Raw genomic sequence first — 26,158 nt, 5'->3', positions numbered from 1 at the left:
TAAATTGTTTGTACAAATTTAAAAATTTTAAAGTCTAATAAATTAATTAATAAAATGTTTATTCCCTTATTTTTGCACGATGCAAAACAAAAATACCTTTGAGTTTGAGTTTGTTGCACTTATGGCATCCTTAATGTCTATAGTTGCCCTATCTATTGATGCTCTACTACCGGCTTTACCAGAAATTGGTCATGATTTAGGAGTCGTAAATCTGAATAATAATCAACTCTTGATTACTATGATTTTTCTTGGAATTGGTTTAGGTCAGCTACTTTTTGGACCTTTATCGGATAGTTTTGGAAGAAAACCTATTGTTTTTATTGGCTTTGGAGTGTTTATTATTGCCAGTATTATATGCATCACCACCAAAAGTTTTGAAATGATGATTTTTGGTAGAATACTTCAAGGTATTGGTCTGGCATCTCCACGAACCTTATGCATTGCCATTGTTAGAGACCTTTATAGTGGCGACTATATGGCAAAAATTGTTTCTATTGTTGTCATGGTTTTTATATTAGTCCCTGTGATTGCTCCCACTTTAGGACAATTTCTAATTAATTATTATACCTGGGAATCCATCTTTTATGTAAACATAATATACAGCACCCTTGTTATGATTTGGTTTTGGTACCGGCAAAAAGAAAGTCTACCAAAAGAAAAAAGAATCCCACTTTCCTCTCATCTTTTTATTGATGGTACCAGAGAATTTTTAAAATATAAAGATGCCATTGGGTTTACTTTAATTTCTGGTTTTATAACAGGCTCCTTTATGGTTTACTTGAGCACTTCACAACAAATTTTTGAAGAGCAATATAATTTAGCTGAGATGTTTCCATATATTTTTGCCAGTTTAGCTATTTCTATTGGGTTAGCTACTTATTTAAACAGTGTTTTTGTGGTTAAATTTGGAATGATGAATATGGCTTATTATTCAACAATAGGCTATTGTGCGGTTTCTATTTTATATGTGATTTTATTTTGGTCAGGAACCAATCCAAGTATTTATGTACTAATCACTTTTTTTGCTTTACAATTTTTTGCAGTTGGATTTTTATTTGGAAATTTAAGGGCCTTAGCGATGCAACCTCTTGGTCATATTGCTGGGATTGGTGCTGCGCTTAATGGATTTGCATCCACCATTTTAGCCGTTCCGGTAGCAAATTATATTGGGGGTTTTGTAAAAACTTCGGTTTTACCACTATTTATAGGGTTTTCTGTATTTGGGTCGCTTTCTCTTTTAGTCTTTATCTTACTTAAAAGACATCTTAAATTAGCATCTAATTAGAGATATCGTTCCTTAATAATTTTTATATGCCATAGCTCATGACCCAGAATAATAAATGCCGCAGCTCTTGCTGATAAACCATTTCCACTCGCATTTCCAATAAATTTTAAATCGGTTTCACTTAAGCTTTTTAATAAAACGATGAAGTTTTGCCTTACTGCCTGATATTCCTCCAATAATAATTCGATACTTTTATTATTAGCTTGAGACGGCAGTATATAATCGTTTTGATCAAAACCAGCTAAGGGCGTTTGGTCATGTCTAGCGATTCGCAAACAACGATACATAAAAATGTGTTCGGTGTCAATAATATGCTGAAAAACTTCTTTCACGGTCCACTTATCTTCAGCATATTTAAAAGTGAGTTTGTCATTGGAGATAGATTTGAAAAAATCTGTAACCTGTATTAATCCTAAATAAAAACCATCAACAAGCTCAAGTCCTTTTGGAATCATATCAATATAGGTGCTATAAAATGGATTGTATTCCAATGTATTTAAATCATTTGTAGTCATAATACTAATAGTTAAATTTTCGCCTGATAGGTGTATAAATCATAATATCTACCTTGTTTAGCAATCAATTCGTCATGGTTTCCACGTTCAATAATATGACCCGCTTCAATGACTAAAATTTGATCTGCTTTTCTTATGGTACTTAATCTGTGAGCAATAACAATGGTCGTTCTATCCTTTATTAATTCTGTTAAACTTTTTTGAATTAATGCCTCGCTTTCCGTATCCAAACTAGAAGTGGCTTCATCTAAGATAATAATTTTAGGATCCGCTAAAATGGCTCTGGCAATAGCCAGTCTTTGACGTTGTCCTCCGGAAAGCTTAACACCTCTTTCACCAATCAAGGTCTCTAATCCATCATCAAAGCGATCGGTAAATTCGTTAACATAAGCTGCTTTTACTGCATTTTGCAATTCAGATTCTGTGGCATTTGGTCTAGGAAACATGATGTTTTCCTTTATGGTGCCTTCAAACAAAAATTCATCCTGCAAAACCACTCCTAAATGTTGTCTGTAACTATTTAAATTTACTTTTGATAAATCTTGGCCGTCAATAGATACAATTCCTGATTTAGGATTTAAAAACGTAGCCGATAATCCAGCAATCGTTGATTTTCCAGAACCTGAACTACCTACTAAAGCAGTTACAGAACCCGCTGGTGCTTTAAAACTAATTTGATGCAACACTTCCTTTCCTGCTTCATAAGAAAATGACACATCATTAAATTCAATATCTCCTTCAATTTTATCTAATTTAATAGTACGCTCTGCATTATCCTCTTCAGCAGTCATGTTCATAAGTTCTTCTGTTCTATCCAAACCGGCTAATGCTTCCGTTAGCTGACTGCCAATATTACTCATCTGGACTATTGGTGCAATCATAAAACCTAGAAATAATGTAAATGACAAAAAATCACCAACAGTTAAATCGCCCATCATTATTTTATAGCCACCAATTCCCATAATACCAGTGGAAGCAATCCCCAACAAAAAAGTGGAGGAGCTAGTCATAAAAGCCGTTGCTGTTAAGCTCTTTTTTACATTTTGAAATAATCTTTCAACACCTTTTTCAAAAACTATATTTTCCTGCTCTTCGGCATTAAATGCTTTGATAACTCTAACACCGGCTAAGGTTTCAGTTAATCGACCTGTAACTTCTGCATTGATGACTCCACGCGTTCTGAAAATGGGCCTTATGTATCCAAAAGCTTTTAAAGCTATCACCCCAAAAATGGCTACAGGAACTAAAACAAATAAGGTCATTGACGGACTAATCCTAATTAATAATACCAAAGATATGATAGCCGTAAGTGTGCCCCCTACCATTTGTACTAACCCAGTTCCAATAAGATTTCTGACACCTTCAACATCATTCATAATTCTTGATACCAGAGCGCCTGATTTTGTATTATCAAAAAAACTGATTGGCAACGACAATACTTTTTTCTGCACTTTTGCACGCAATTCACTAATTAAATATTGAGCCTGAACGCTTAAAATCTTTGTTAGCAGAAAAGAAGTAACTGCCTGAACTAAGATAGCCAAACCTACCAGTAATAATAAATTATACAATTGATCATAATCTTTATTTGGAACTACCTCATCTAACAAGGCCTTACTTTTCCAAGGCAATACCAGACTTGATAATCTGCTAAATACAATTAATATTAAACCAATAAAAACAAGGTTGCGTCTTGGCCAAATAATGGTTTTAAACGCCTGGGCCATGGTTATTTTTGATTTCGTTTTATTCTTTTCTTTTAGGTGCTGCATTGCCTATTTTAAATTTTAAAATTGAAGCGTAAAATTAATGATTCTTAAGGTTAGAAACGGACGTAAAGATTAAATTACTTATTAACTCATTAGGAAAATAAAAAACCACCCAAAGTTATGAGTGGTTTTTTTTATTTAATAGTTTAATTTTCCTCTATTCTCGTTTTGCTTTTTTGGCGAGTTTAGCTGCTTTCTTTTCCTTTGGTGTTAAAAGTGGTTCTTTTTTAACGTTTTTCTTTGCGTCTTGTGATTTTGCCATATTTTATAAATTTTAATTAAACAATTTTATGCTTTTAAAACAATTCTAAATCTTGCTTTTCCTTCCTCCAGATGCTTGATCGCTTTGTTTACATCTGTCATTTTAAATTCTTCCACTGTTGGATAGATATTATGTCTAACACAAAACTCTAACATCTTTTTGGTTAAGGCGATGCTTCCTATCGGACTACCTCCAACTGATTTCTCTCCCATAATCAAACTAAATGCTGGTATGGCCATAGGTTCTAATACAGCTCCAACAGTATGTAATTTGCCTTGAGGAGCTAAAGCAGTTAAAAAAGAATTCCAATCAAGTGTCACATTGGTGGTGTTCAAAATAAAATCTAAAGTACCTGCAATATTTTGCAAATCTTCAGGCTTGGTTGAATCAACTACATGATGAGCGCCCATTTTTAAAATTTCTGCTTTCTTATTTGGGTTTGAACTAAACGCAGTAACCTCACATCCCCAGGCTTTTAAAAACTTAATAGCCATATGCCCTAATCCACCAACGCCAATTACTCCAACTTTATCAGTTGGTTTGACTCCGGACAGCACAATAGGGCTAAATACAGTAATGCCCCCACAAAATAAGGGCCCGGCTTTTGCCATATCTAATCCTTTTGGTAATGGAATTACCCATGACCAATGACCTCTAACGGCATCTGCGAATCCTCCATGTCGCCCAACAATAGTAGCTTCTGAACTTCCACATAAATGCTGTTTTCCGTCTAAACATTGATTGCAATGCATACAGGAAGCAGAGTTCCATCCCATTCCCACTTTATCTCCAATTTTAAGGCCTTTTACTTCACTTCCAAATGCCATCACTTCTCCGACTATCTCATGTCCAGGTACTAAAGGATATTGTGACATGCCCCAATCATTATTTATCATACTTAAATCTGAATGACATATTCCACAATAATGTACTTTAATATCTACCTCTTCATTACCGATTTTTGGTAATTCATATGTAAATTTTTCCAAATTAGCTCCTGCTTGGTTGGCAGCATAAGCATTTATTTTTCTCATAACTGTATTTTTATATTTTTCACTCAAAAGATATAAAAAAAGACTTAATTAGATTTAAAGAAGTCGTTAAAATATTTTTAAAATTAAAAGAACTAATTACTTATTTTTATTTCAGTACAATAAAAATAACTACGCATGAAAATAATTGGCATTGGTAAAAACTATGTTGTTGATAAAGAAGAAATTAAGACCCTTAAAAATGGTGAACAGTTAATATTTTTAAAAGCAGAAAGTACTTTAGTGACTGATAACAAAGATGTTGTATATCCATCAATAACTAATGAATTGGCTTATGAATTAGAGTTAGTGGTAAAAATTGGTAAAAGAGGAAAAGACATTAAAGTGGAAAATGCTGCCTCTTATGTTTCAGGAATTGCAGTTGGAATTGATTATACAGCTAAAGATGTTTTAACACAAAGCAGAGCCAATAAAGGCCCCTGGGCTTTGGCAAAAGGGTTTAATGGCGCATCACCTGTTTCCAGTTTTATCCCTGTTTCAAAATTTAAGGATTTAAATAACATCAATTTTGATTTACTTATCAATGGGGAACAAAAACAGGTTGGAAACACCTCTTTTATGATTTATAATTTTAGTGAAATTATTGCTTTTGTATCCACCTTTATGACCTTAGAAGTTGATGACCTAATATTTACTGGAACTCCCGCGTTGGGTTCAGGGTTAAATGTAAAAGGAGATCACCTAAAAGCTTCTATTGAAGGTGAATTACTTTTAGATTTTAAAATAGTTTAGTAGTCACTTTTAGAACTATACTTATTTAGCATAAAAGATGATATAATTCATAGAACGTACCTCAATTTTTCACTAAATTGCTTGTATGAACACCATTGCTGTACGTATTTATGATTTTTTAAAAGCGTTTCCTCCTTTTAATATGCTTTTACCTGAAAACTTGTTGTCCATTTGTAAATCTATTGAAGTTCAATACGTTGAAAAAGATAGCTTTATATTTAAAACAAATGAGCTAGTAAAAGACAAATTTTATGTTGTTAAAGATGGGGATATTGGCCTATTCACAGCATCCAATGAACTCATTGATGAATGCGATGAAGGGGATATTTTTGGGTTACGTGCCTTAATGCGACAAGGAAATTATTTGTTAAGCGCTAAAGCCATTGAAGAAAGTATTGTTTATTGTATTTCATCAACACTTTTTGATGATTATATTGCCTCAAATTCAGAAGCAAGTAAATATTTAATGGCCAATTTAGTTTCTAATTATAGAAAATCTAATATTGAGGAACAAAACCATAGTTTTTTTACTTCATTACAACATACAACTCCGAGATTGCCGGATTTTTTAGAAGAACAAACTGCCGATTACTCAAAAAACCCCATAACATGTTCTACTAAAACTAGTATTAAAGATGCTGCTATATTAATGACAGAAAAACGTGTTGGATCCATTATTATTACAGAAAAAAACAAGCCACTTGGGATAATTACTGATAAAGATTTAAGAACAAAAATTGCAACAGGTTTATTTTCAATTGAAGAAAGTGTGAGTAAAATAATGACTGCTCCTGTTATTGCATATCACACAAATATTACCGTTGCTGAAGCTCAAATAGCCATGTTAAAACACAGAATAACACACTTATGCATTACAAAAGATGGTACTGTGAATTCTGAATTAACAGGAATTCTTTCAGAACACGATATCATTGTCATAAGAGAAAATAATGCGACTGTTTTAATTAAGGAAGTAAAAAGATCAAAATCCATCGAAGACTTAAAACAAATTCGATTACGTGCTCAAAAATTACTTAAACGCTATATTGAACAACAAATCCCTATAACATTTGCTTCAAAAATTATAACTGAAATTAATAATAGTATTACCATTAAAATAATTGAAAATGCCATAGGTTTCATAAATCACCCTTTACCAGCCTCATTTACTTGGTTAGCAATTGGAAGTCAAGGGAGAGAAGAACAATTGTTACTCACAGACCAAGATAATGCCTTAGTATTTGACGATGTTCCCGAAAAAGATTTCAAAAAAACTAAAGACTATTTTTTAAAGCTGTCAAAAAAAGTAACCCAAGATTTAAATGCTATTGGTTTTGAATTTTGTCCTGCGAATATGATGGCTAGTAACCCTAAATGGTGTTTGTCAGTAACTCAATGGAAACAACAATTTAAACGATGGATAACTTTACCTGACCAAGATAATTTGATGTTGTGTACCATCTTTTTTGATTTTGAACCTATTTATGGTAATAAAGAATTGGTTAAAACAATGTCTGAGGGCATATTTGAATCAATCAGTAACCATGAAATATTTTTGAATCATCTGGGAGTCAATGCATTAAAAAATCCACCTCCACTAAGTTTCTTTAGACACTTTTTAGTTGAACAAAGTGGGGAACATAAAGACCAGTTTGATATTAAAGCCAGAGCCATGATGCCTTTAGTAGATGCTGCCAGACTATTAATTCTTTCAAATAATATAGAAGCACATAATAATACCATTTTACGTTATGAGAAACTGATAGAGCTTGAACCACAGAATAAAGAATTGTATAATGATTGTTTAATTGCATTTAAAAATTTGCTGCATTTCAGAACAGAACAAGGATTAAAGCATCATGATTCAGGACGATTTATTGATTTAAAATCTTTAAGTAAAGCAAATCGATTAGAATTAAAAAATTGTTTTAAAGCTATCAAAGAAATACAAGAATTAATCTTAGTTAGATTCAACCTTTCACAATTTCTATAGGATGCTTTGGTTTAAAAAGAAGAAATATCCCGTTTTTTGGAATGACTATTTAAAGAAATTTAAAACTTCCCAACCTAAAAGTATTGAAAACACACGATTTGTTGTTTTTGATACAGAAACTACTGGTTTTGACACTTTAATAGATCGAATCTTATCTATTGGCGCTGTTAGTATTTATAACAACATAATAGACGTTTCAAACAGTTTGGAGGTTTATTTAAAACAAGATGAATTTAAAGCTAAAACCGTTGAAATTCATGGCATACTAAAAGAAGGAAACTTACTTAAAATAAGTGAAAATGAAGCTATTGAACAATTTATTAACTATGTAGGAAATGCTGTTTTAGTGGCTCATCATGCTGCTTTTGATATTGAAATGATAAATAATGCTTTAAAAAGATTAAACTTTCCAAAATTGAAGAATAAATGTATTGATACTGGAATTTTGTATAAAAAATTAGATGGAAAAAAGGAATCTCTTATTTCTTTAGATGTGTTGTGTGATGAATTCAATATTCCAAAACACGATAGACATACAGCTTCGGGTGATGCGTTTATTACTTCACTCTTATTTTTAAAAATTATTTCAAAATTAAAACAAGAACGATATGTTCATTATTCCGATTTATTTAGAGCTTCCAATAATAATGGGTTGATATAAAAAAAAGCCTTCATTCATGAAGGCTTTTTTTATTAACACAATAAAATTTATTTAACCAAAGATCCTTCCATAATAGCCTTAACTACTTCCGGATTTAATAAGGTGGAAATATCTCCTAAACTAGAAGTATCATTTTCAGCTATTTTTCTCAAAATACGTCTCATAATTTTTCCTGATCGTGTTTTTGGCAATCCTGGCACAAACTGAATTTTATCTAATTTAGCGATTGGTCCTATTGAACGACTTATTAAATCGTTTATTTCGTGACGTAAAAAGTCTTCATTTTCAGGAGTTTCATAAACAATAACATAGGCATATAAGGCATTTCCTTTAATATCATGAGGGAACCCAACAATAGCAGATTCTACTACATTACTGTGCTCATTTATGATGTTTTCAATTGGTGCTGTTCCTAAATTGTGACCAGAAACTATAACTACATCATCTACTCTACCAATTATTCTATAATTTCCTTCTAAATCTCTAAAGGAACCATCACCTGTAAAATATTTTCCAGGAAAGGCCGTAAAATAGGTTTGTTTATATCGTTTATGGTCTCCATAAATAGTTCGTGCAATTGATGGCCATGGGTATTTTATACATAACCTGCCCTCTGCCGGATTTGAATCTAATTCATTTCCTGATTCATCAACTAAACAAGGTTGCACTCCTGGCATTGGTCTGGTTGCAAAAGTTGGCTTAGTTGGTGTTACACCAGCTAGCGGAGAAATCATGATGCTTCCAGTCTCTGTCTGCCACCAAGTATCTACAATTGGTGATTTTTGTTTTCCAATTTTTTCATCATACCAGTGCCAAGCCTCTTCATTAATAGGCTCACCAACAGTTCCTAATACTTTTAAGGAACTTAAATCATTTCTTTCTGTCATTGCATTCCCTTGTGCTGCCAAGGCTCTAATTGCTGTTGGTGCTGTATAAAATTGATTCACTTTATACTTTTCAACAATCTGCCAAAAACGACTATAATCTGGGTATGAAGGAACTCCTTCAAACATTAATGTTGTTGCTCCTGCTGCCAATGGACCATATACTATATATGAATGACCAGTAATCCAGCCAATATCGGCTGTACAAAAATACACGTCTCCATGTTCATATTGAAATACATTTTTAAAACTATGTGCTGTTTGCACCATGTAACCTGCACAACTGTGCACCATTCCTTTTGGTTTTCCTGTAGAACCCGATGTGTATAAAATAAATAACATGTCTTCAGCATCCATTAATTCAGCTGGACATTTGGCATCAACTATAGCTAATTCTTCATGCCACCAAACATCGCGTCCTTCTTTCATTTTAATGTCCCCATTAACTCTATTTAATACAATAGAAGTCTTAATAGATGGACAAGTCTCCAATGCTTCATCAACAATGCTCTTAAAATCAACCGCTTTATTCCCTCTAAAAACACCATCTGAAGTTAATAGTAATTTACACTCAGCATCATTAATTCTTGTGGAAAGAGCTACTGCAGAGAATCCTGCAAACACAACAGAATGAACCGCTCCTATGCGTGCACAAGCTAATACAGCAATAGCCAATTCAGGAACCATTGGCATATAAATACAAATGCGATCTCCTTTAACTACACCTCTTCTTTTAAGTACATTTGAAAATTTACACACTTCAGCATGTAACTCATTGTACGTTAAAGTTCTATTTGCTTCGTTTGGATCATTAGGCTCCCAAATTATGGCAGTGGCATCACCTCTTTTCTCTAAATGGCGATCTAAGCAGTTTTCAGTTATATTTAATTTAGCCCCTTTAAACCACTCAAATTTTGGAGTCTCCCAATTGTACTCAAGCACTTTATCCCACTTCTTGCGCCAAGTAAATGTGTCTGCAATTTGAGCCCAATATCCTTCAGGGTCGTTTACACTGTGTTGATATGATTTATAGTATTTTATAAATGAATCAATTCTTAAATCTTCAAGAGTTTCCTTTTCTTCTTCAGTTGCATGTTCAAATACGCCTATTTTATTAAGTTTGAATTCATGCGTAATTTCATTTACAATTTCAGGATCATCAATGGTTGATGGAATGCTATATTCAACACCATCAGCCATATTTCTTAACAATTTTCGAAGAATTTTCCCTGAACGTGTTTTTGGTAATCTAGTTATAATTAATACTCTTTTAAGAGATGCAACGGCTCCAATTTGTTTTCTAACTTCCTGAACTATTTTATATTCTAATTCAAATCCAGAAACATAATCACCTGATTTTAAAACTACTAAAGCAAGCGGCACTTGTCCTTTTAAATCATCTGCAATTCCAAAAACAGCGCATTCTGCTACTGATGGATTTAATGCAACAACTTCTTCCATTTCAGCAGTTGAAAGTCTATGACCTGCCACATTAATCACATCATCTACTCTTCCTGTAATATATACATAACCTTCTTCATCTTTATAACCGCCATCACCTGAAAAATAATATCCTGGGAATTTTTTCAAATAACCTTCTACATAACGTTCCGTATTCCCCCAAATATTTAATAAATTTCCTGGAGGTAATGGTAATTTAACAGCAACCAATCCTTCTTTATTTGGACCAACTTCTTGCCCTTCATTATTTAAAATTTGGATGTTATAACCACTAACTGCTTTCCCTGCAGAACCAGGTTTTACTGGAAGTGCTTCAACCCCCATCATATTTGATACCATTGGCCAACCCGATTCCGTTTGCCACCAATGGTCTATTACTGGAATATTTAATTGCTCTTCTAACCAATTTAAAGTAGCAACGTCACAACGCTCACCCGCTAAAAATTGATACTTCAAGCAGCTTAAATCATACATTTTCAACAAGTCCCCATTCGGATCTTCTTTTTTAATGGCACGAATGGCAGTAGGGGCCGTGAACATCACTTTCACATTGTTTTCACTAATAATTCTCCAAAATGTAGAGGCATCTGGCGTTTTTATAGGTTTTCCCTCAAAAACAATGGTAGTATTTCTATTTAAAAGTGGTCCGTATACAATATAACTATGCCCTACAACCCAACCAACATCTGATGCTGCCCAGAAAGTATCTCCTTCTTCAACACCATAAATGTTTTTCATTGAATACTTTAAAGCCGTCGCATAACCACCAGTATCACGTAAAATACCTTTTGGTTTTCCAGTGGTTCCAGAAGTATATAAAATATATAACGGATCGGTTGAATTCATCTCAACGCAATCAACAGGTTCTGAATTTTTTACTAATTTTTTATAACTGATATAGCGTTCCGTTTTTGGGTTTACTGCACCTAAATTACGCTGATATACAATAACTTTATCAGGCTTATGAATTGCCAATTGCACCGCTTCATCAACCAAAGGTTTGTAAGCTATCAATCGGTCAATTTCCATTCCTGAAGTTGCAGTAATGATTACTTTTGGCTTACAATCATCAATTCGAACAGCCAATTCATGAGGTGCAAAACCTCCAAAAACCACAGAATGTATGGCTCCAATACGAGCACAAGCCAGCATACTAAAGGCAGCATGCGGAATCATTGGCATGTAAATAATAACGGTATCACCTTTTTTTACACCCAAATCACGAAGTCCACCAGCCAATCGTTCAACCCGCCTTTTTACCTCATTAAAAGAATACAAAACTTTTTGTTGCGTAACTGGTGATTCGTATATGATTGCAGTTTGTTCACCAAACCCAGCTTCAACGTGTTTATCAACTGCTAAATAACAAATATTTAGTTTTCCATCGGCGAACCATCGGTCAAAACCATTTTCATCTTTTGATAAAATAGTGGTTGGTTTTTTATACCATTTTAAGTTATTTGCCTGTTCTGCCCAAAATTGTTCTGGGCTCTCAATACTACTGTCGTAATGTTTTTGATAACTCATAATTAATTGCTTTTTTTATTAAATAAACCAAACCAATTTGGATTTAGAACTTTTAATTTGATAAGGGCCCATAGAATAACAACAAAAGCAGCTCCCATAACTATGGAATTTAAATAACTGACTTCTGTATTATTTTCTAATTTGAAACGAAAGAATAGGGTAACTACTACATAGATACTTATTAAAATATCCGATGCTAAAGGGTTTAATTGAAATTTCATATTTACTTACTTAAATTAAACATTGGTTGTTTGCACACAAAACCAAAATTAATTTAGTAGTTCAAGTACTTCTGAAACTATTTTTTTTACTGAAAACGGCTTGGTTAAATATTTATCAGCTCCTAATTTTAAGCCTTTTTCAATATCCGAAGCTTTATTTTTAGCAGTTAAAAAAACCACTTTCGTGTTCTTTAAACTGTCTTTCTCTTTAATATATTTTAAAGTTTGATAACCATCCACATCAGGCATCATAATATCCAGTAATACAATATCTGGAAAATTATTTTCTAAAATATGTAATGCCTCACTTCCATCTCTTGCTATGTACACTTCAAAATCTTGCTTTTTAAAAGTATATTCAAGAGTCATTACTATGTTTGGCTCATCATCAACAATTAAAATTTTCTTCTTCATATAATCTTGTACAATTTAATTAAAAGGTAGCTTAAAAACAAAGGTTGCACCATTTTTATTCCCCTTTTTAGCCCAAATTTTTCCATTATGCTGTTCAATTATTTGTTTGCATATAGCTAAACCCAATCCACTACCTTGAGGCTTAATTGTATTTTGATTTTTTGATTGATAAAATTTATTAAATATATGCTCAAAATCCTCATCAGGAATTCCTTTTCCGTTATCAATAACATATACTTCAAACATATTGTTTATCATTTTATATTCAATGGTAATTTTCCCTTTTCCAGACTCGGTAAACTTTAAAGCATTGGATAGTAAATTTGTTATTACCTGAACTATTCTATCTTCATCATATGAAAAACGGAAGTCAATTAAATTATCGTTTATAATTGAGACTCCCCTATTAATTGCTATTTGTTGAACACTAGCTATGGCATATTTAATAGTTGTTTTAATGCTGTTTTGTTTTATATTTAAGTTGTGTTTGCCCTTCGCCAACTTTTCAAAGTCCAGAATATTATTTATCAGCCTTGTAAGTCTGTCTGAATCATTAAGCATGTTTTTTAAAAATTCAGTTTTTATTTCATAAGGCATGTCATCTTCATCGATCAATAATTCGGTAGATGCTCTAATACCAGTAATAGGCGTTTTTAGTTCATGTGCTACCGTATCTAAAAATTCATCTTTCTGTTTGTCCTTATTTATAAGTTCTTCATTAGCCTGTTTTAGTTTTAAAGCCAGAACAGATAATTCTTCAGATTTTTCGCGAAGCAATTTATTATTGGCAATGGTTTCTTTTGATTCTTCCAGGATTTTTAATACTTCAACCAAACTAATTTGCTCTTCCTTTACAGCACTTGCAATTAATATTTTTGCAGAAGCACTACCGATACTTCCGGTAAGCAATTTTTCTGAAAAATTGATTAATCTGGCATCGGCCATTTGTGTATTAGGAGGAATTTTATACTTCATAAAAAATAAATTCAATGCCCGTTGCGCTCTTTCTTCTCCTAAAAATTTATTTAAGACATTTTTTATATCTGAAACATATGCCTCACCTTTCCAAACTAAAGCGCTGTCTTGTAATGAAGAAAAATTGCGACTGTCCACAAACATTTCAGCATAATTTCTTTCACGATAGTTTCCTTTTGAAGACAAGGAAAAAACAAGATAACAAGCCACGTTTACTGACATACTCCAGAAAAACGCATGTGCCGGTGGAGATAAAAAATTGATCCCAAAAAGGGCATACGGTTTTAATACTGAAATATTAAACAGGCCATGATTTGTAAAATCCGTGATGCCCGTAAATGCTTCAATTGTGAATGGTAACACTAAAGTGTAAAATGTAATAAAGGATCCAGCTATCATACCAATAATTGCCGCTTTTGAAGACCCTCTATTCCAAAATAAGCCGATAAAAAAAGATGGTGCTAACTGTGATATGATAACAAATGAAATTAACCCAATAGAGTACAACGACAATTCAATTGAAAAATTGATATAAAAAATGTAGGCAGTAATAATGATGCAAAAAATAGAAATACGACGAATATTTTTAATATAATACGCATTTTTGTCGGGTTGTCCTTTTATGAACTTATCTAAAAAGCCATATGGAATTATTAGGTTATTGCTAACCATAGTTGATAGTGCCAGAGTTGAAACAACAACCATTGAAATAACTGCAGAAAACCCACCTAGAAAAACTAATAATGCTAAAAAAACATTATTGTGTTGAAGTGGTAGTAACAAAGTAAAATACTCTCCATTTACCTCATTACCAAATGTTAATTTTCCTGCCCATGCTATAAAAATAACGAAAACATTAAAGAGAAGTAGATATAAAGGAAACATCCAAATGGCTTGTTTTAAATGTTTTTCTCTATTGTTTTCCAATACTGAAACCTGGAATTGTCTGGGTAACAAAAAAACAGCAACAAATGAAATCATCATCATAAATAACCAATCAAAACCAGCTTCCAAACCTCTTATTTTAGTTAAATTTTCAAAATTTGGAGTCATTGAAATTTTATGATAAATATCTGAAGTACCATTAAAAAGAAAAAAAGTAACATATACTCCAATGATTAAAAAAAACACCAATTTCAAAATTGATTCAAAAGCAACCGTCACTACAATACCTTTATGCTTGTCTGAAGCATCCGTCGATTGGGTACCAAAAAAGGTAGCGAAAACAGCTAACAGAACAGCTATATAAAAAGTGGAATCATCAAAAATATACTTAGAAACATAACTGGTATCATCAGTCATGATCTCAAATGTTTCTGAAATAGCCTTAAGCTGCAATGAAATATAGGGTACAATTCCAAAAATACAAATCACTGTAATTATAGCACCCAGAAAACGATTATTCCCATACCGAAGTGAGACAAAATCCGCCAAAGAAGAAATTTTATGCTGCTTTGAAATACGGATGATTTTTCTAAGAACAACAATCCATAAAGGTGCAGCAATCACAGGTCCTAAATAGATTGGAAGAAAACTAATTCCTGAATTTGCCGCGATACCTATGCTACCGTAATAGGTCCACGCAGAGCAATAAACAGCTAATGATAAACTGTAAACTATTGAATTATTTACCCACTTACTTTTTGAGTTTTTCTCAGCCAAAAAAGCGATGAAAAACAAAACCCCTAAATAACAAATGATTATACTTATTAAAGCATAGTTATTCATAGTGCCTTCTTAAAATGATAAAAGAAATGATTACAGAAAATAACCAAATTGAAAATATCGAAAAATAAAATGTGGGGAATCCAAAAACTTCACCTCCAAAATTAAAAATCAAAATAAACGGAACGTTTAAAAGTAACAATAAAATTATTGATAGAACGACAAGTTTTTGTTCGTGACGCTTTTTCATGATTCCATTTTAAAATTGTTTTAAATTTAAGAAAAAAACAGTATTGCATGTAATTGCAATACTGTTTTTAAAAATAGACAAATTATTATTAGTGTGAAGAAGCTTCATTAGCTCCGCTCGGTATTCTTATGCTTTCCACTATTTCTTGAACGTGTAACGGTGGTGCAGGTGTTAATCTTGAAACAACTACAGATACTATGACATTTAAAATCATGGCTATAGTACCAAAACCCTCTGGAGATGTACCAAACCACCATTCACTAGCTGGTCTGGCATCCATAATACCAATTAATCCGGTTTTATATCGTATCATATAAAACAACATAATGGTAATACCCACGATCATCCCTGAAATTGCACCTTCTTTATTCATGCGCTTATCAAAAATTCCAAGTATAATGGCAGGGAAGAAAGAAGCCGCGGCTAAACCAAAAGCTAAAGCGACAACTGCGGCGACAAACCCTGGTGGATAGATACCGAAAATACCAGCTATAATAATTGCTACAAAAATTGAAATACGAGCAGCTAATAATTCTCCTTTTTCTGATATGTTCGGTTTTATCTGCTTTTTAATTAAATCATGAGAAATTGAAGTTGAAATTACTAATAATAAGCCTGCGGCTGTTGATAAAGCAGCGGCTAATCCTCCTGCTGCAACTAAGGCTATAACCCAGTTTGGCAAATTAGCAATCTCTGGATTCGCTAATACCATGATATCTCTATCAACATACAATTCATTAGCATTGTCATTTCCATTTGAAATTAATCGTTCACCATGAACGCCTCTTTCTTTAATATAAACAGGTTTCCCATTAGATGAAGCCCCTTCAACATATTGTATCTTTCCATCACCATTTTTATCATCCCATGCAATTAACCCCGTATTCTCCCAGTTTTTAAACCACTCTGGAATTGAAGTATATTCTTTATTACTTACTGTTTCTATAAGGTTCGTTCTTGAAAACACAGCAATCGCAGGTGCTGTTGTATATAAAATAGCAATAAATAATAAGGCTAATCCTGCTGATTTTCTTGCGTCTTTTACCTTTGGTACAGTAAAGAATCTCACTATAACATGAGGTAAACCAGCCGTTCCCACCATTAATGCTAATGTAATAGCGAAAACATCCCAAGTAGATTTTGTGCCACTGGTGTATTCTTTAAATCCTAACTGCGTGTGAAGCGAATCTAACTTATCCAGTAAAAAAACACCATCATGTGTTTTACTACCCATTCCTATCTGTGGAATTGGATTACCAGTCATTTGAAATGAAATAAAAATAGCGGGTACCATAAAGGCAAAAATCAATACGCAATATTGAGCGACTTGCGTATAGGTTATTCCTTTCATTCCACCTAAAAGCGCAAATCCCAGAACAACTCCCATACCTATGGTTACCCCTAAATTGATATCAACCTGCAAAAATTGGGAAAATACAATTCCTACGCCACGCATTTGACCCGCCACATAGGTAAAAGAAACTATTAAAGCACAAATAACAGCTACAGTTCTTGCTGTATTTGAATAATATCTATCACCAATAAAATCAGGAACGGTAAACTTTCCAAATTTTCTTAAATAAGGTGCTAAAAGCAGTGCTAAAAGCACATAACCTCCTGTCCATCCCATCAGATAAACAGATCCATCATATCCTGCAAAAGATATAATTCCAGCCATACTAATAAAAGAAGCAGCGCTCATCCAGTCTGCGGCAGTTGCCATGCCGTTTGCCAAAGGTGAAACTCCACCACCGGCTACATAGAAATCTTTAGTTGAACCAGCTCTGGCCCAAAATGCTATTCCAAAATATAGGGCGAAAGTAACCCCTACTAATATCCATGTCCACGTTTGTACACTCATAATATTTATTTTTTAGTTAAGGCTTACTCGTCGAAACCGAATTTTTTATCTAGTTTATTCATTAATCTTACGTAAACGAAAATTAAAATCACGAATACATATATTGACCCTTGTTGTGCGAACCAAAACCCTAGTTTAAATCCACCTAATTTAATATTATTCAATTCCTCTTTAAATAATATTCCTGCTCCATAAGAAACTAAAAACCAAATAGTTAATAATATAATTAAATAACTTAAGTTTTTTTTCCAATAAGCAGTTGCATGTTTTTGTTTTTCACTCATAATCGTTAGTTTTTATAGATAAATCATAGCTTGAAGTGTCAGTGTCCCAACAGCTTCGTTATTAGCATATTTTGTATTAAAATATTCCAAGGTCAATTTTGAATTATGTCCGCTAAAATAAGCGTTAGTTCCTATTCCAAAGGACGTTGCACTATCATTAATAGCGTCAATTTGACGATTGTCATATTGGATGTAAGGTTGAAACTTTGTCTTGCTTTCCGAAGGAAAAACATAACCTAAATGACCATGAATTAAAGATCCAGTTTCATAAGTGGTTCCCAAAGTAAAGTCTTTACCATAATCATTAAATTGAGCTAAAGCATAAGCCGTAATAGCTGCACCATTTTCGCCTACTGGTGAATCATAGAAGGCATCTACCGCAAAGATGGAAACATCTTCTCCAGATAATTGTCCTGAACTATTAGCTACAACAGCACCTTTGGGATGCAGAAAGAATCCTGCTCCTACATTAAACACTTTTTTTCCACCAAGATAACTACCTACTTTGTATGGTAAAAAATTAGATTCTTGGTCTAAGAAATTATAATCAAAATAACCTGCATAATTTCTACCAGCATCTTTTGAACCTAACAGCCGTCTACCAGAATACACCGCTGCACCTCCATTAGCAGGAATGGCACTTGCTTGTAAATTATTGGTAATGGCATCATTGATTGCTATGCGATATTGTAGTTTTTTAAGATTTCCCTTAAGGTAAACACCTATGTGTCGTGCAAACTGATCGGTTAATCCTAAGGTTGCCCATGCCTGACGCTGATTGTCCATGGTAAGCATGTTTAAGGTACTTTGATTATTGAGCCTGGAAATACCATTCCAATAATGTAAACCACCTCCAATTGCGTGATTGTCACTTAAACGGTATTGTGCCCATACGTCATGAAAAAAGAGCTGCGACCGGTCTCCTGTACCAATAGACGTCATATTATCGGCGTTTAAACTATTAAGTCCGAAGTGAGTTAAGATTAAAAAATCTTTGTTAATCTGCGCATACATTAAAATACGTGCACGGCGTAAGCTAAAATCTAAATCGCTTTGTTCGTTTCCGTTAGCGTCTAAAGGTCTGTCTGAATTATTCTGCACCCAGAATTGAGCCCAAGAAATGATTCGAAAATATTTTGAACCATCTTCGTTTAAATTTACTTTAAGTCCACCTGAATAATCCGGCGAACCCTGGGAAAACATAAACTGTAAGGCAAATAGGCCTAAGCCTATAAGTAAACTGATTTTTTTTTTCATAAATTATTGAATGATTAGTTAGTAAATTGGTTTTGTGTGCAGTACTAATCTCCAAATAAAAAATTGTTAAAAAAAAATCAATATATATAAATGTTAATTAACTATAGTTAATCTCTGAAACGCTCCCATTTTATGAGCATAAACTTATCTCCTAATTCCGTAACCACTACCCCTGCACCTGATAAGTTTTCAATCTTTTGGAAGTATTTTGACAACTCTAAAGCATTAAGTATTTTGTAGGTTGGATGATAGTTAGTGCTGGTTGGCCTTTTGATATTATATTTCTTAACCCAATTCATGATACTTACATGAGACACCCCTAAAATACGTTCAATTTCTCTATATGTCAATCCCTCTAAATACAGTTGAAGTGCCTTATTAACATAATATTCATCGATCTTTTTTCCTATCTTGTCTACAGAGAAATAATATCCACAAGACTTGCATTTATAGCGCTGTCTATCATTTACAATCCCACTCTTAATATAAGCTGATGAGGCACAATTTGGACACTGATTAATTGTCATATATATTATTTTAGCATAAATATACTAATTTAGCACATATTTTATAAATATTTAGTCTTATACAGACTAATTTCCTTTAATACTCGCGGCGCTAAAATTAAGGTACTTATCATTGTTGGTATGGCCATTAAAGCAAAAGCGCTATCAATTAAATTTAACATCATATTTAATGAAGTGGTAGCCCCTAAAATAATACTGGCAATGTAGATATAATTATAAAAGTGTTTATTATGGTCCCCTAAGAGAAATGACATGCATTTTGTTCCGTAATAAGAGTAAGAGAATAAGGAAGAAATACTAAAGGTGGCAATGCAGATGAGTAATAAGTATTTCCCATATATAGGAATCGCATTGTCAAAGGCGTTTGCCGTTAATGAAACACCGTTGGAATCGCTTGTTTGCCAAACACCAGTCACCAAAATTGCTAATGCAGTTAATGTACATATAAAAATAGTATCAATGGCTGGTCCTAACATGGCTACCAACCCCTCTCGCATAGGTTCATTTGTTTTCGCTGCACCGTGAGCCATTGGAGCTGTTCCAATCCCCGCCTCATTTGAAAATGCGCCTCTTCGGATTCCTAACAAAATTAAACCCCCTAAAGTCCCTCCAACAAAGGTGTCTCCTTTAAAATTATGAGCACTAAAAGCATCTGTAAACATTAATGCTAAATATTTTGGAACCTCGCTTTTATAAACAAATAATATGATTAGCACTAATATAAAATATAGGATAACCATACCTGGAACTAATTTTGAAGCTGTTTTACTTATTCTGTCTAATCCCCCTAAAATAACTGTGGCAGTTATTAAAACTAGGACTATTCCAATTATTAAGTTTGACATAAAACTGACCTCAACGCCATTCGGAATTAACAAAATATCATTAATGGCTTGTTTTAATTGATTCACATTAAAAACAGGTAAAGCCCCAATTAAACCACATACACTAAAAAAAATCGCCAAAGGTTTCCAAGATTTACCCAATCCTTCCATAATCACATACATGGGGCCACCCTGAATATTACCAATACTATCCTTTCCTCTAAACATAATAGATAAAGTACAAGTAAAAAACTTGGTTGACATTCCAATGATGGCGCTTACCCACATCCAAAACATGGCACCCGGGCCTCCAATACTAATAGCGACTGCAACACCAGCAATATTTCCCATGCCAATGGTTGAAGATAATGCCGTTGTTAAGGCTTGAAAATGGGTAATTTCACCTTTATCATTTGCATTATCATACTTACCACGTAAGACATTTATAGCATGTAAAATAAATCTAAATGGTAAAAATTTAGAAAGAATTAATAAATAAAATCCGCCTCCTATAAGGAGTATAAGTAGTGGCAATCCCCAAATAAAAGAAGCAAAATCGGCTATAATTTTATCAATAAAAGTCATATGGATATATTACTAGTACGATACTAATATATTACTTTTGATTTATTAAGATATCTTTGTTATTAAATATTTAGTTTATATTTATTCATATCAAACCTGCTTTAGTTGAATACTAATCGATTATATTTTATTGATGCCGTTAGGGCATTTGCCATATTAATGATGCTTCAAGGGCATTTTATTGATACTTTAATTGATCCTGTTTACCGAGACACTTCAAATCAAGTATATAACATCTGGTCTTATTTTAGAGGTATCACAGCTCCAACATTTTTTACTATATCCGGGTTAGTTTTTGCTTATTTATTATTACGTGCCAATGCCAAAGGAGATGATCGCCCAAGAATAAAAAAAGGATTATTTAGGGGACTTTTGCTTATTATTATAGGTTACAGCCTTCGAGTTAATTTATTAGATTGGTTTAGCGGTTATTTTAATTCCTATTTTCTGGTGATTGATGTCCTGCAATGTATTGGCTTGTCTTTAATTTTACTAATTGGACTGCATATGGTTTTAAAACACCATAGTTATATTTTCTCAATTGTTTTATTTATAATAGGATTTTTATGTTTTATCACAGAACCATTATACAGAGATTTGGTAATAAAAGATGTCCCACTTTTCTTTGCTAATTATATGACAAAAGTTAATGGTTCAGTCTTTACCATATTGCCATGGTTTGGTTATACGGCTTTTGGTGCTTTTCTTTCGACTATTTTTTTTAGACATGCTCACAGAAATCGTTTTAAAATATTCACCATTATAACTTTTTTCGTTATCGGCTATTTTCTTGTATACCACTCATCCTGGTTTTTAAAAGAACTCTATTATTTAACAGATATAGAACTATTATTTCGCAGTGCCGATTACAATTATCTTTTCACACGATTAGGGAATGTATTAATCCTTTTCGGCGTTTTTTACACCTTCGAACGCTTTTTAAAACAATCTTTAATTGCACGCATTGGAGAAAAAACACTTTCAATGTATGTCATTCATTTTGTCATTCTATTTGGAAGTTTTACCGGTGTTGGATTAAAGCGGTTTTATAATGAATCTTTAAACCCAAATGAAGCCGTCATTGGAGCATTCATATTTATAGTTATTGTAAGTCTCATTTCATTTTATTATGCACAGACCAACCATTTTGTTTATAATTTAGCAAGGAAAATAGTAGATAGATTTAAAAAATAGCCGCTAATGTCCATTAAAGTTGATAAGATCATTTTATTTCAACTAAAACTATTTTCTTACTTTGAAATAAAACAAGGGTAAAAACACTTCTCAATAATAAACTGGATTAATTTACAGCATCCTATCTTAGTTGATAAATCCTTCAGCCTGACAAATGTCATATTATAAAATATCAATGTTTATTAATTTTATTGACCTAAAAATATATTATGGCAAATAACGTAATTGATAAAAGTACGTGGGCTATTGGTGGTGGAGCACTATTAGGCGTCGGTATAGGGTTGGCAGTTCTTAAAACATCCGTTCTATGGTTTGTTGGTTCAATTATAGGCAGTATAGGCTTAGGACTGGTTATAACCGCTATTATTTCTAGCAGAACCAAATAGACGTTTATAATCGTTTTATTATCTATCATTTTATGGTTTTATTAAAAAAATAACCATATGGGATTTACATGAATTCTATGCTAAAATTCTTTAAAACCATTCGACAGCAATTACTGATTAAAAATAACATACGAAAATATGTTCTTTATGCTATTGGTGAAATTGTGCTGGTAGTGATAGGTATTTTAATTGCTCTTAAAATCAACAATTGGAACAGTGACCTAATTGAAAAGCAAAACGAAATAAAAACTTACATTAGTGTAAAAGATCAAGTTAGTCAAAATTTATATGAAATAACAGATGCAAAAACTCTAAATGAATACTATAAGTTTCAATACGAACATGCCAATAGAATCATCTCCAGCAAAAAACGTGAAAGTATCGATACTCTTGCCGTTATAGCGATGAACTTATCTCAATATTCAGATTTTCATGGTAATGAAAACATTTATGAAAGTTTGGTCAATAGTGGTGATATAAAACTTATAAAAAACACTGAAATTCAAAAAAAATTACAAAATTTAGAAACAACCTTTCACTACATTAATAAGTTAGAGGATATACATTGGGAAATCATTATAAAAGAGTTATCACCAGAAATGCGAGGTGTTATCAACTATTCCAACTTACATATCGAAAAACCAGAAAATCTCTATTCAGTAGAACTTCAAAATATTATTATAGAAAGTATTTATTTAACGGCAGGTAAAGATTCCATTTATAATCGCGCCTTGAAAGAAATCAATTCTATTGGTCAATTAATTGATAAGGGGTTAGAAACTTATAAAAAATAATTTTTATTATTATATTTTTAAAACTTTTATCGATTTAAATAAGCCAGAACATTCGCTTTAATTCGCTCTTGAATGTTGGAGACGTCAGCTTTTACAAAAGGCTCTCCCATAATATTTTCATAAAGTTCTATATAGCGTTCAGAAATAGTTTCTATATAGTCATCACTCATTTCAGGAACGGTTTGTCCTTTCAATCCTTGAAAATTATTAGCAATGAGCCATTGACGCACAAACTCTTTTGAAAGTTGTTTTTGAGCTTCCCCTCTATCTTGTCTTTCCTGATAACCTTCAGCATAAAAATAACGGGAAGAATCTGGGGTGTGAATTTCATCAATCAACACAATTTTACCGTCTTTTGTTTTTCCAAATTCGTATTTAGTATCCACTAAAATCAACCCTCTTGAAGCTGCAATTTCAGTGCCTCGCTGGAACAGTTTTCTGGTATAATCTTCCAAAACCAAATAATCCTTTTCTATAACGATTCCGCGCTTTAAAATATCTTCTCTTGAAATATCTTCGTCATGATCACCCATTTCGGCCTTAGTAGCTGGCGTAATAATAGGTTCTGGAAACCTGTCATTCTCTTTCATGCCCTCTGGTAACACAATACCACAAAGTTTGCGTTTTCCTAAATTATACTCACGTGCTGCATGACCGGACAAATACCCGCGAATAACCATTTCAACTTTAAAAGGCTCACATAAATGACCAACAGCTACATTAGGATCAGGCGTTGCAATAAGCCAGTTTGGGACTAAATCTTGGGTTTGAGCCATGAATTTAGTGGCGATCTGATTTAAAATTTGACCTTTGTAAGGAATGCCTTTAGGCATCACCACATCAAACGCAGATAATCTGTCAGTTGCTACCATAACCAACAAATCATCATTTAAATAATAAACTTCTCTTACTTTTCCTTTATAAACTTTTTTTTGTCCAGGAAAATTGAAATTGGTAGCAGTAATTGTGTTCATTTAAAGTAGAGTGTTGTTTGTTGTACAAATGTAATTTGTTTACTAATGCCAAACAATATCTAAATAAAAAAAGGAGAAATTAACTTTCTCCTTTTTAATTCAAATAAAACTAATCTTTATTATTTAAATCGAATATTGTAAGTAACACCTAGACCAACAGTTTGCAAATTAAGATCGTTTTCAGCAAAAGTGTTTTGATAAAAAGCATATAAATTCCAATCTCTGTTATGGTACCCAATTTGAGGATTAACATATAATCCACCATCATTATTTTCAATATTAGTTAAAAAACCATATCCTAAATCAGTACCCAAAAATAGTCCGTTAGGTGTAAAATAATAACGAAAGAACCCTGCTACAGGAACTACTCCAAAATCTTCAAAATTATCTTTTGCAAAATAATGACTATAACCTGAAGCTATACCAATGGCGAAATTTGGATTGAATAAATATTGCCCTCTAAGATCTAACCCTAAATTAAATGACGATACATCATTTGCATCACCTACTGGAATTCCGGCAGTTAACCCTGCTTTTAACCAAGAATTCTTTGGAGTGATATCTATTTCATTTTGTTGCGCAAAAATTGGACTTAATCCTAAAAATCCAAGAATAAAAAATATTTTTTTCATAATGTTTTTTTTTAAATGTTTATGATGCAAATTTCGATAGCATATGAAGATAAATCTTTACAAGATTTTTATTAAAGTTTATAGAATTCAAAGAAAACTAATTGAATAAGACAATTATTTGATTAGGTCTTAAAAACATTAAAGTATTCTAATAAAAAAGCCAATTAAACAAATAACTGGCTTCAAATTTTACTTTATATCTTTTTAATTATTCTGCATGCTCTATACTTTTATAGGCTTCAATAACTTTTTTAACCAATTTATGACGTATTACGTCTTTATCATCTAAAAATATCATTCCTACACCTTCAACATTTTTTAATATTAATAAGGCTTCTTTCAAGCCGGAAATGGTGCGTCTGGGTAAATCTATTTGACCTGGGTCGCCTGTTAATAAAAATTTGGCGTTTTTCCCCATCCTGGTTAAAAACATTTTCATTTGATTATGAGTTGTGTTTTGACCTTCATCTAAAATCACAAAGGCATTGTCTAAAGTTCTTCCTCTCATAAAAGCTAATGGTGCAATTTGTATTGTGCCATTTTCAATATACATAGCCAGTTTTTCAGCAGGTATCATATCTCGCAAAGCATCATACAAGGGTTGCATATACGGATCCAGTTTTTCTTTTAAATCGCCAGGAAGAAATCCTAAATTTTCACCAGCCTCTACAGCAGGTCTTGTTAATATAATACGCTTAACCTCCTTATTTTTTAATGCCTGTACTGCTAAAGCAACACCTGTGTAAGTTTTACCTGTACCTGCCGGACCAATGGCAAATACCATGTCGTTTATACGCATACTCTCAACCAGTTTTCGCTGATTGGCAGTTTGAGCTTTAATGAGTTTACCACCAACACCGTGCACAATAACTTGTCCACTTTGGTGAGATGTTGAGTAATCATCACTACTTTGACTTGTCAGTACGCGTTCAATGGTGTTTTCATCTAACTTGTTGTACTTTGCAAAATGCTTTAATAGCATCGTAATTCTTCTATCAAATTCTTCAAGCAGTTCTTCATCTCCAAAAGCCGTCACTTTATTACCTCTGGCTACAATTTTTAGTTTGGGAAAATATTTTTTTAAAAGTTCAATGTTGATATTATGTTCTCCAAAAAATTCTTTCGGAGATATCTCTTCAAGTTCGATTATAATTTCGTTCAAAGGCGTTCGTTT

The 26,158-nt window shown here is 32.7% G+C and carries 22 protein-coding genes; 7 read left to right on the top strand and 15 right to left on the bottom strand.

Annotation, left to right across the window (positions count from 1 at the left end):
- Window positions 1-79 precede the first annotated feature (79 nt).
- Window positions 80-1,285 carry a multidrug effflux MFS transporter gene (locus V8G56_RS09425; protein WP_395438204.1) on the top strand — a complete coding sequence of 402 codons (1,206 nt, stop codon included), beginning with the start codon at window positions 80-82 and terminating at the stop codon, window positions 1,283-1,285.
- On the opposite strand, the gene V8G56_RS09420 is transcribed toward V8G56_RS09425, so the two are convergent.
- The 3 genes from V8G56_RS09420 to ahr form a co-directional block, all read right to left on the bottom strand.
- Window positions 1,282-1,800: a DinB family protein gene (locus tag V8G56_RS09420; RefSeq protein WP_395438203.1), complete on the bottom strand. Its 519-nt coding sequence runs from the start codon at window positions 1,798-1,800 to the stop codon at window positions 1,282-1,284. The genes V8G56_RS09425 and V8G56_RS09420 overlap by 4 nt on opposite strands.
- A gap of 11 nt (window positions 1,801-1,811) precedes the next feature.
- On the bottom strand, window positions 1,812-3,572 hold the full coding sequence (locus tag V8G56_RS09415) for an ABC transporter ATP-binding protein (RefSeq protein ID WP_395438202.1): 1,761 nt from the start codon (window positions 3,570-3,572) through the stop codon (window positions 1,812-1,814).
- A 285-nt stretch (window positions 3,573-3,857) separates the two neighbouring features.
- On the bottom strand, window positions 3,858-4,865 hold the full coding sequence (gene ahr / locus V8G56_RS09410; protein ID WP_395438201.1) for an NADPH-dependent aldehyde reductase Ahr: 1,008 nt from the start codon (window positions 4,863-4,865) through the stop codon (window positions 3,858-3,860).
- A 135-nt stretch (window positions 4,866-5,000) separates the two neighbouring features.
- On the opposite strand from ahr, the gene V8G56_RS09405 reads away from it, so the two are divergent.
- The 3 genes from V8G56_RS09405 (at window position 5,001) to V8G56_RS09395 (ending at window position 8,269) form a co-directional block, all read left to right on the top strand.
- Window positions 5,001-5,615: a fumarylacetoacetate hydrolase family protein gene (locus V8G56_RS09405; RefSeq protein WP_395438200.1), complete on the top strand. Its 615-nt coding sequence runs from the start codon at window positions 5,001-5,003 to the stop codon at window positions 5,613-5,615.
- Between the two features lie 85 nt (window positions 5,616-5,700).
- On the top strand, window positions 5,701-7,608 hold the full coding sequence (locus tag V8G56_RS09400) for a DUF294 nucleotidyltransferase-like domain-containing protein (RefSeq protein ID WP_395438199.1): 1,908 nt from the start codon (window positions 5,701-5,703) through the stop codon (window positions 7,606-7,608).
- Window position 7,609: 1 nt separating this feature from the next.
- A complete protein-coding gene (locus tag V8G56_RS09395) occupies window positions 7,610-8,269 on the top strand; it encodes a 3'-5' exonuclease (protein ID WP_395438198.1) in 660 nt (219 codons plus the stop codon).
- A 47-nt stretch (window positions 8,270-8,316) separates the two neighbouring features.
- Here V8G56_RS09395 and acs read toward each other — a convergent pair whose 3' ends face one another.
- The 9 genes from acs to V8G56_RS09350 all read right to left on the bottom strand — a co-directional run bounded on the left by acs (window position 8,317) and on the right by V8G56_RS09350 (window position 21,004).
- The gene (gene acs, locus V8G56_RS09390) at window positions 8,317-12,141 is read right to left on the bottom strand and encodes an acetate--CoA ligase (RefSeq protein ID WP_395438197.1); all 3,825 of its coding nucleotides are present in this window, start codon (window positions 12,139-12,141) and stop codon (window positions 8,317-8,319) included.
- 2 nt (window positions 12,142-12,143) lie between these two features.
- Window positions 12,144-12,362 carry a hypothetical protein gene (locus tag V8G56_RS09385; RefSeq protein ID WP_395438196.1) on the bottom strand — a complete coding sequence of 73 codons (219 nt, stop codon included), beginning with the start codon at window positions 12,360-12,362 and terminating at the stop codon, window positions 12,144-12,146.
- Between the two features lie 48 nt (window positions 12,363-12,410).
- Window positions 12,411-12,776 carry a response regulator transcription factor gene (locus V8G56_RS09380; protein ID WP_395438195.1) on the bottom strand — a complete coding sequence of 122 codons (366 nt, stop codon included), beginning with the start codon at window positions 12,774-12,776 and terminating at the stop codon, window positions 12,411-12,413.
- 15 nt (window positions 12,777-12,791) lie between these two features.
- Window positions 12,792-15,479 (bottom strand): ATP-binding protein, encoded by a 2,688-nt coding sequence (locus V8G56_RS09375; RefSeq protein ID WP_395438194.1) that lies wholly within the window; start codon window positions 15,477-15,479, stop codon window positions 12,792-12,794.
- 275 nt (window positions 15,480-15,754) lie between these two features.
- A complete protein-coding gene (locus tag V8G56_RS09370) occupies window positions 15,755-17,527 on the bottom strand; it encodes a sodium:solute symporter family protein (protein WP_395438193.1) in 1,773 nt (590 codons plus the stop codon).
- A gap of 23 nt (window positions 17,528-17,550) precedes the next feature.
- Window positions 17,551-17,811, bottom strand: coding sequence for a DUF4212 domain-containing protein (locus V8G56_RS09365; RefSeq protein ID WP_395438192.1), 261 nt, complete (start codon window positions 17,809-17,811; stop codon window positions 17,551-17,553).
- 12 nt (window positions 17,812-17,823) lie between these two features.
- Window positions 17,824-19,068 (bottom strand): hypothetical protein, encoded by a 1,245-nt coding sequence (locus V8G56_RS09360; RefSeq protein ID WP_395438191.1) that lies wholly within the window; start codon window positions 19,066-19,068, stop codon window positions 17,824-17,826.
- A gap of 107 nt (window positions 19,069-19,175) precedes the next feature.
- Window positions 19,176-19,595, bottom strand: coding sequence for an IS1/IS1595 family N-terminal zinc-binding domain-containing protein (locus V8G56_RS09355; protein ID WP_395438190.1), 420 nt, complete (start codon window positions 19,593-19,595; stop codon window positions 19,176-19,178).
- A 41-nt stretch (window positions 19,596-19,636) separates the two neighbouring features.
- Window positions 19,637-21,004 (bottom strand): alanine/glycine:cation symporter family protein, encoded by a 1,368-nt coding sequence (locus tag V8G56_RS09350; RefSeq protein WP_395438189.1) that lies wholly within the window; start codon window positions 21,002-21,004, stop codon window positions 19,637-19,639.
- A gap of 105 nt (window positions 21,005-21,109) precedes the next feature.
- Here V8G56_RS09350 and V8G56_RS09345 point away from each other — a divergent pair, with 105 nt between their 5' ends.
- The 3 genes from V8G56_RS09345 (at window position 21,110) to V8G56_RS09335 (ending at window position 23,378) form a co-directional block, all read left to right on the top strand.
- Window positions 21,110-22,198 carry a heparan-alpha-glucosaminide N-acetyltransferase domain-containing protein gene (locus tag V8G56_RS09345; protein WP_395438188.1) on the top strand — a complete coding sequence of 363 codons (1,089 nt, stop codon included), beginning with the start codon at window positions 21,110-21,112 and terminating at the stop codon, window positions 22,196-22,198.
- Between the two features lie 209 nt (window positions 22,199-22,407).
- Window positions 22,408-22,584: a hypothetical protein gene (locus V8G56_RS09340; protein ID WP_395438187.1), complete on the top strand. Its 177-nt coding sequence runs from the start codon at window positions 22,408-22,410 to the stop codon at window positions 22,582-22,584.
- A gap of 77 nt (window positions 22,585-22,661) precedes the next feature.
- Window positions 22,662-23,378 (top strand): DUF6090 family protein, encoded by a 717-nt coding sequence (locus V8G56_RS09335; RefSeq protein ID WP_395438186.1) that lies wholly within the window; start codon window positions 22,662-22,664, stop codon window positions 23,376-23,378.
- 26 nt (window positions 23,379-23,404) lie between these two features.
- On the opposite strand, the gene V8G56_RS09330 is transcribed toward V8G56_RS09335, so the two are convergent.
- From V8G56_RS09330 to V8G56_RS09320, 3 genes are all read right to left on the bottom strand, one after another.
- The gene (locus V8G56_RS09330) at window positions 23,405-24,352 is read right to left on the bottom strand and encodes a phosphoribosylaminoimidazolesuccinocarboxamide synthase (RefSeq protein ID WP_395438185.1); all 948 of its coding nucleotides are present in this window, start codon (window positions 24,350-24,352) and stop codon (window positions 23,405-23,407) included.
- A gap of 119 nt (window positions 24,353-24,471) precedes the next feature.
- Window positions 24,472-24,984 carry a hypothetical protein gene (locus V8G56_RS09325; RefSeq protein ID WP_395438184.1) on the bottom strand — a complete coding sequence of 171 codons (513 nt, stop codon included), beginning with the start codon at window positions 24,982-24,984 and terminating at the stop codon, window positions 24,472-24,474.
- Window positions 24,985-25,192: 208 nt separating this feature from the next.
- Window positions 25,193-26,146: a PhoH family protein gene (locus V8G56_RS09320; protein ID WP_395438183.1), complete on the bottom strand. Its 954-nt coding sequence runs from the start codon at window positions 26,144-26,146 to the stop codon at window positions 25,193-25,195.
- Between the last annotated feature and the right edge of the window lie 12 nt (window positions 26,147-26,158).

The organism is Gaetbulibacter aquiaggeris (assembly GCF_044003965.1).
Lineage (GTDB): Bacteria > Bacteroidota > Bacteroidia > Flavobacteriales > Flavobacteriaceae > Yeosuana > Yeosuana aquiaggeris.
The sequence above is the reverse complement of the archived record's forward strand: the minus strand, read 5'-3'. Positions and strand labels throughout refer to the sequence as shown.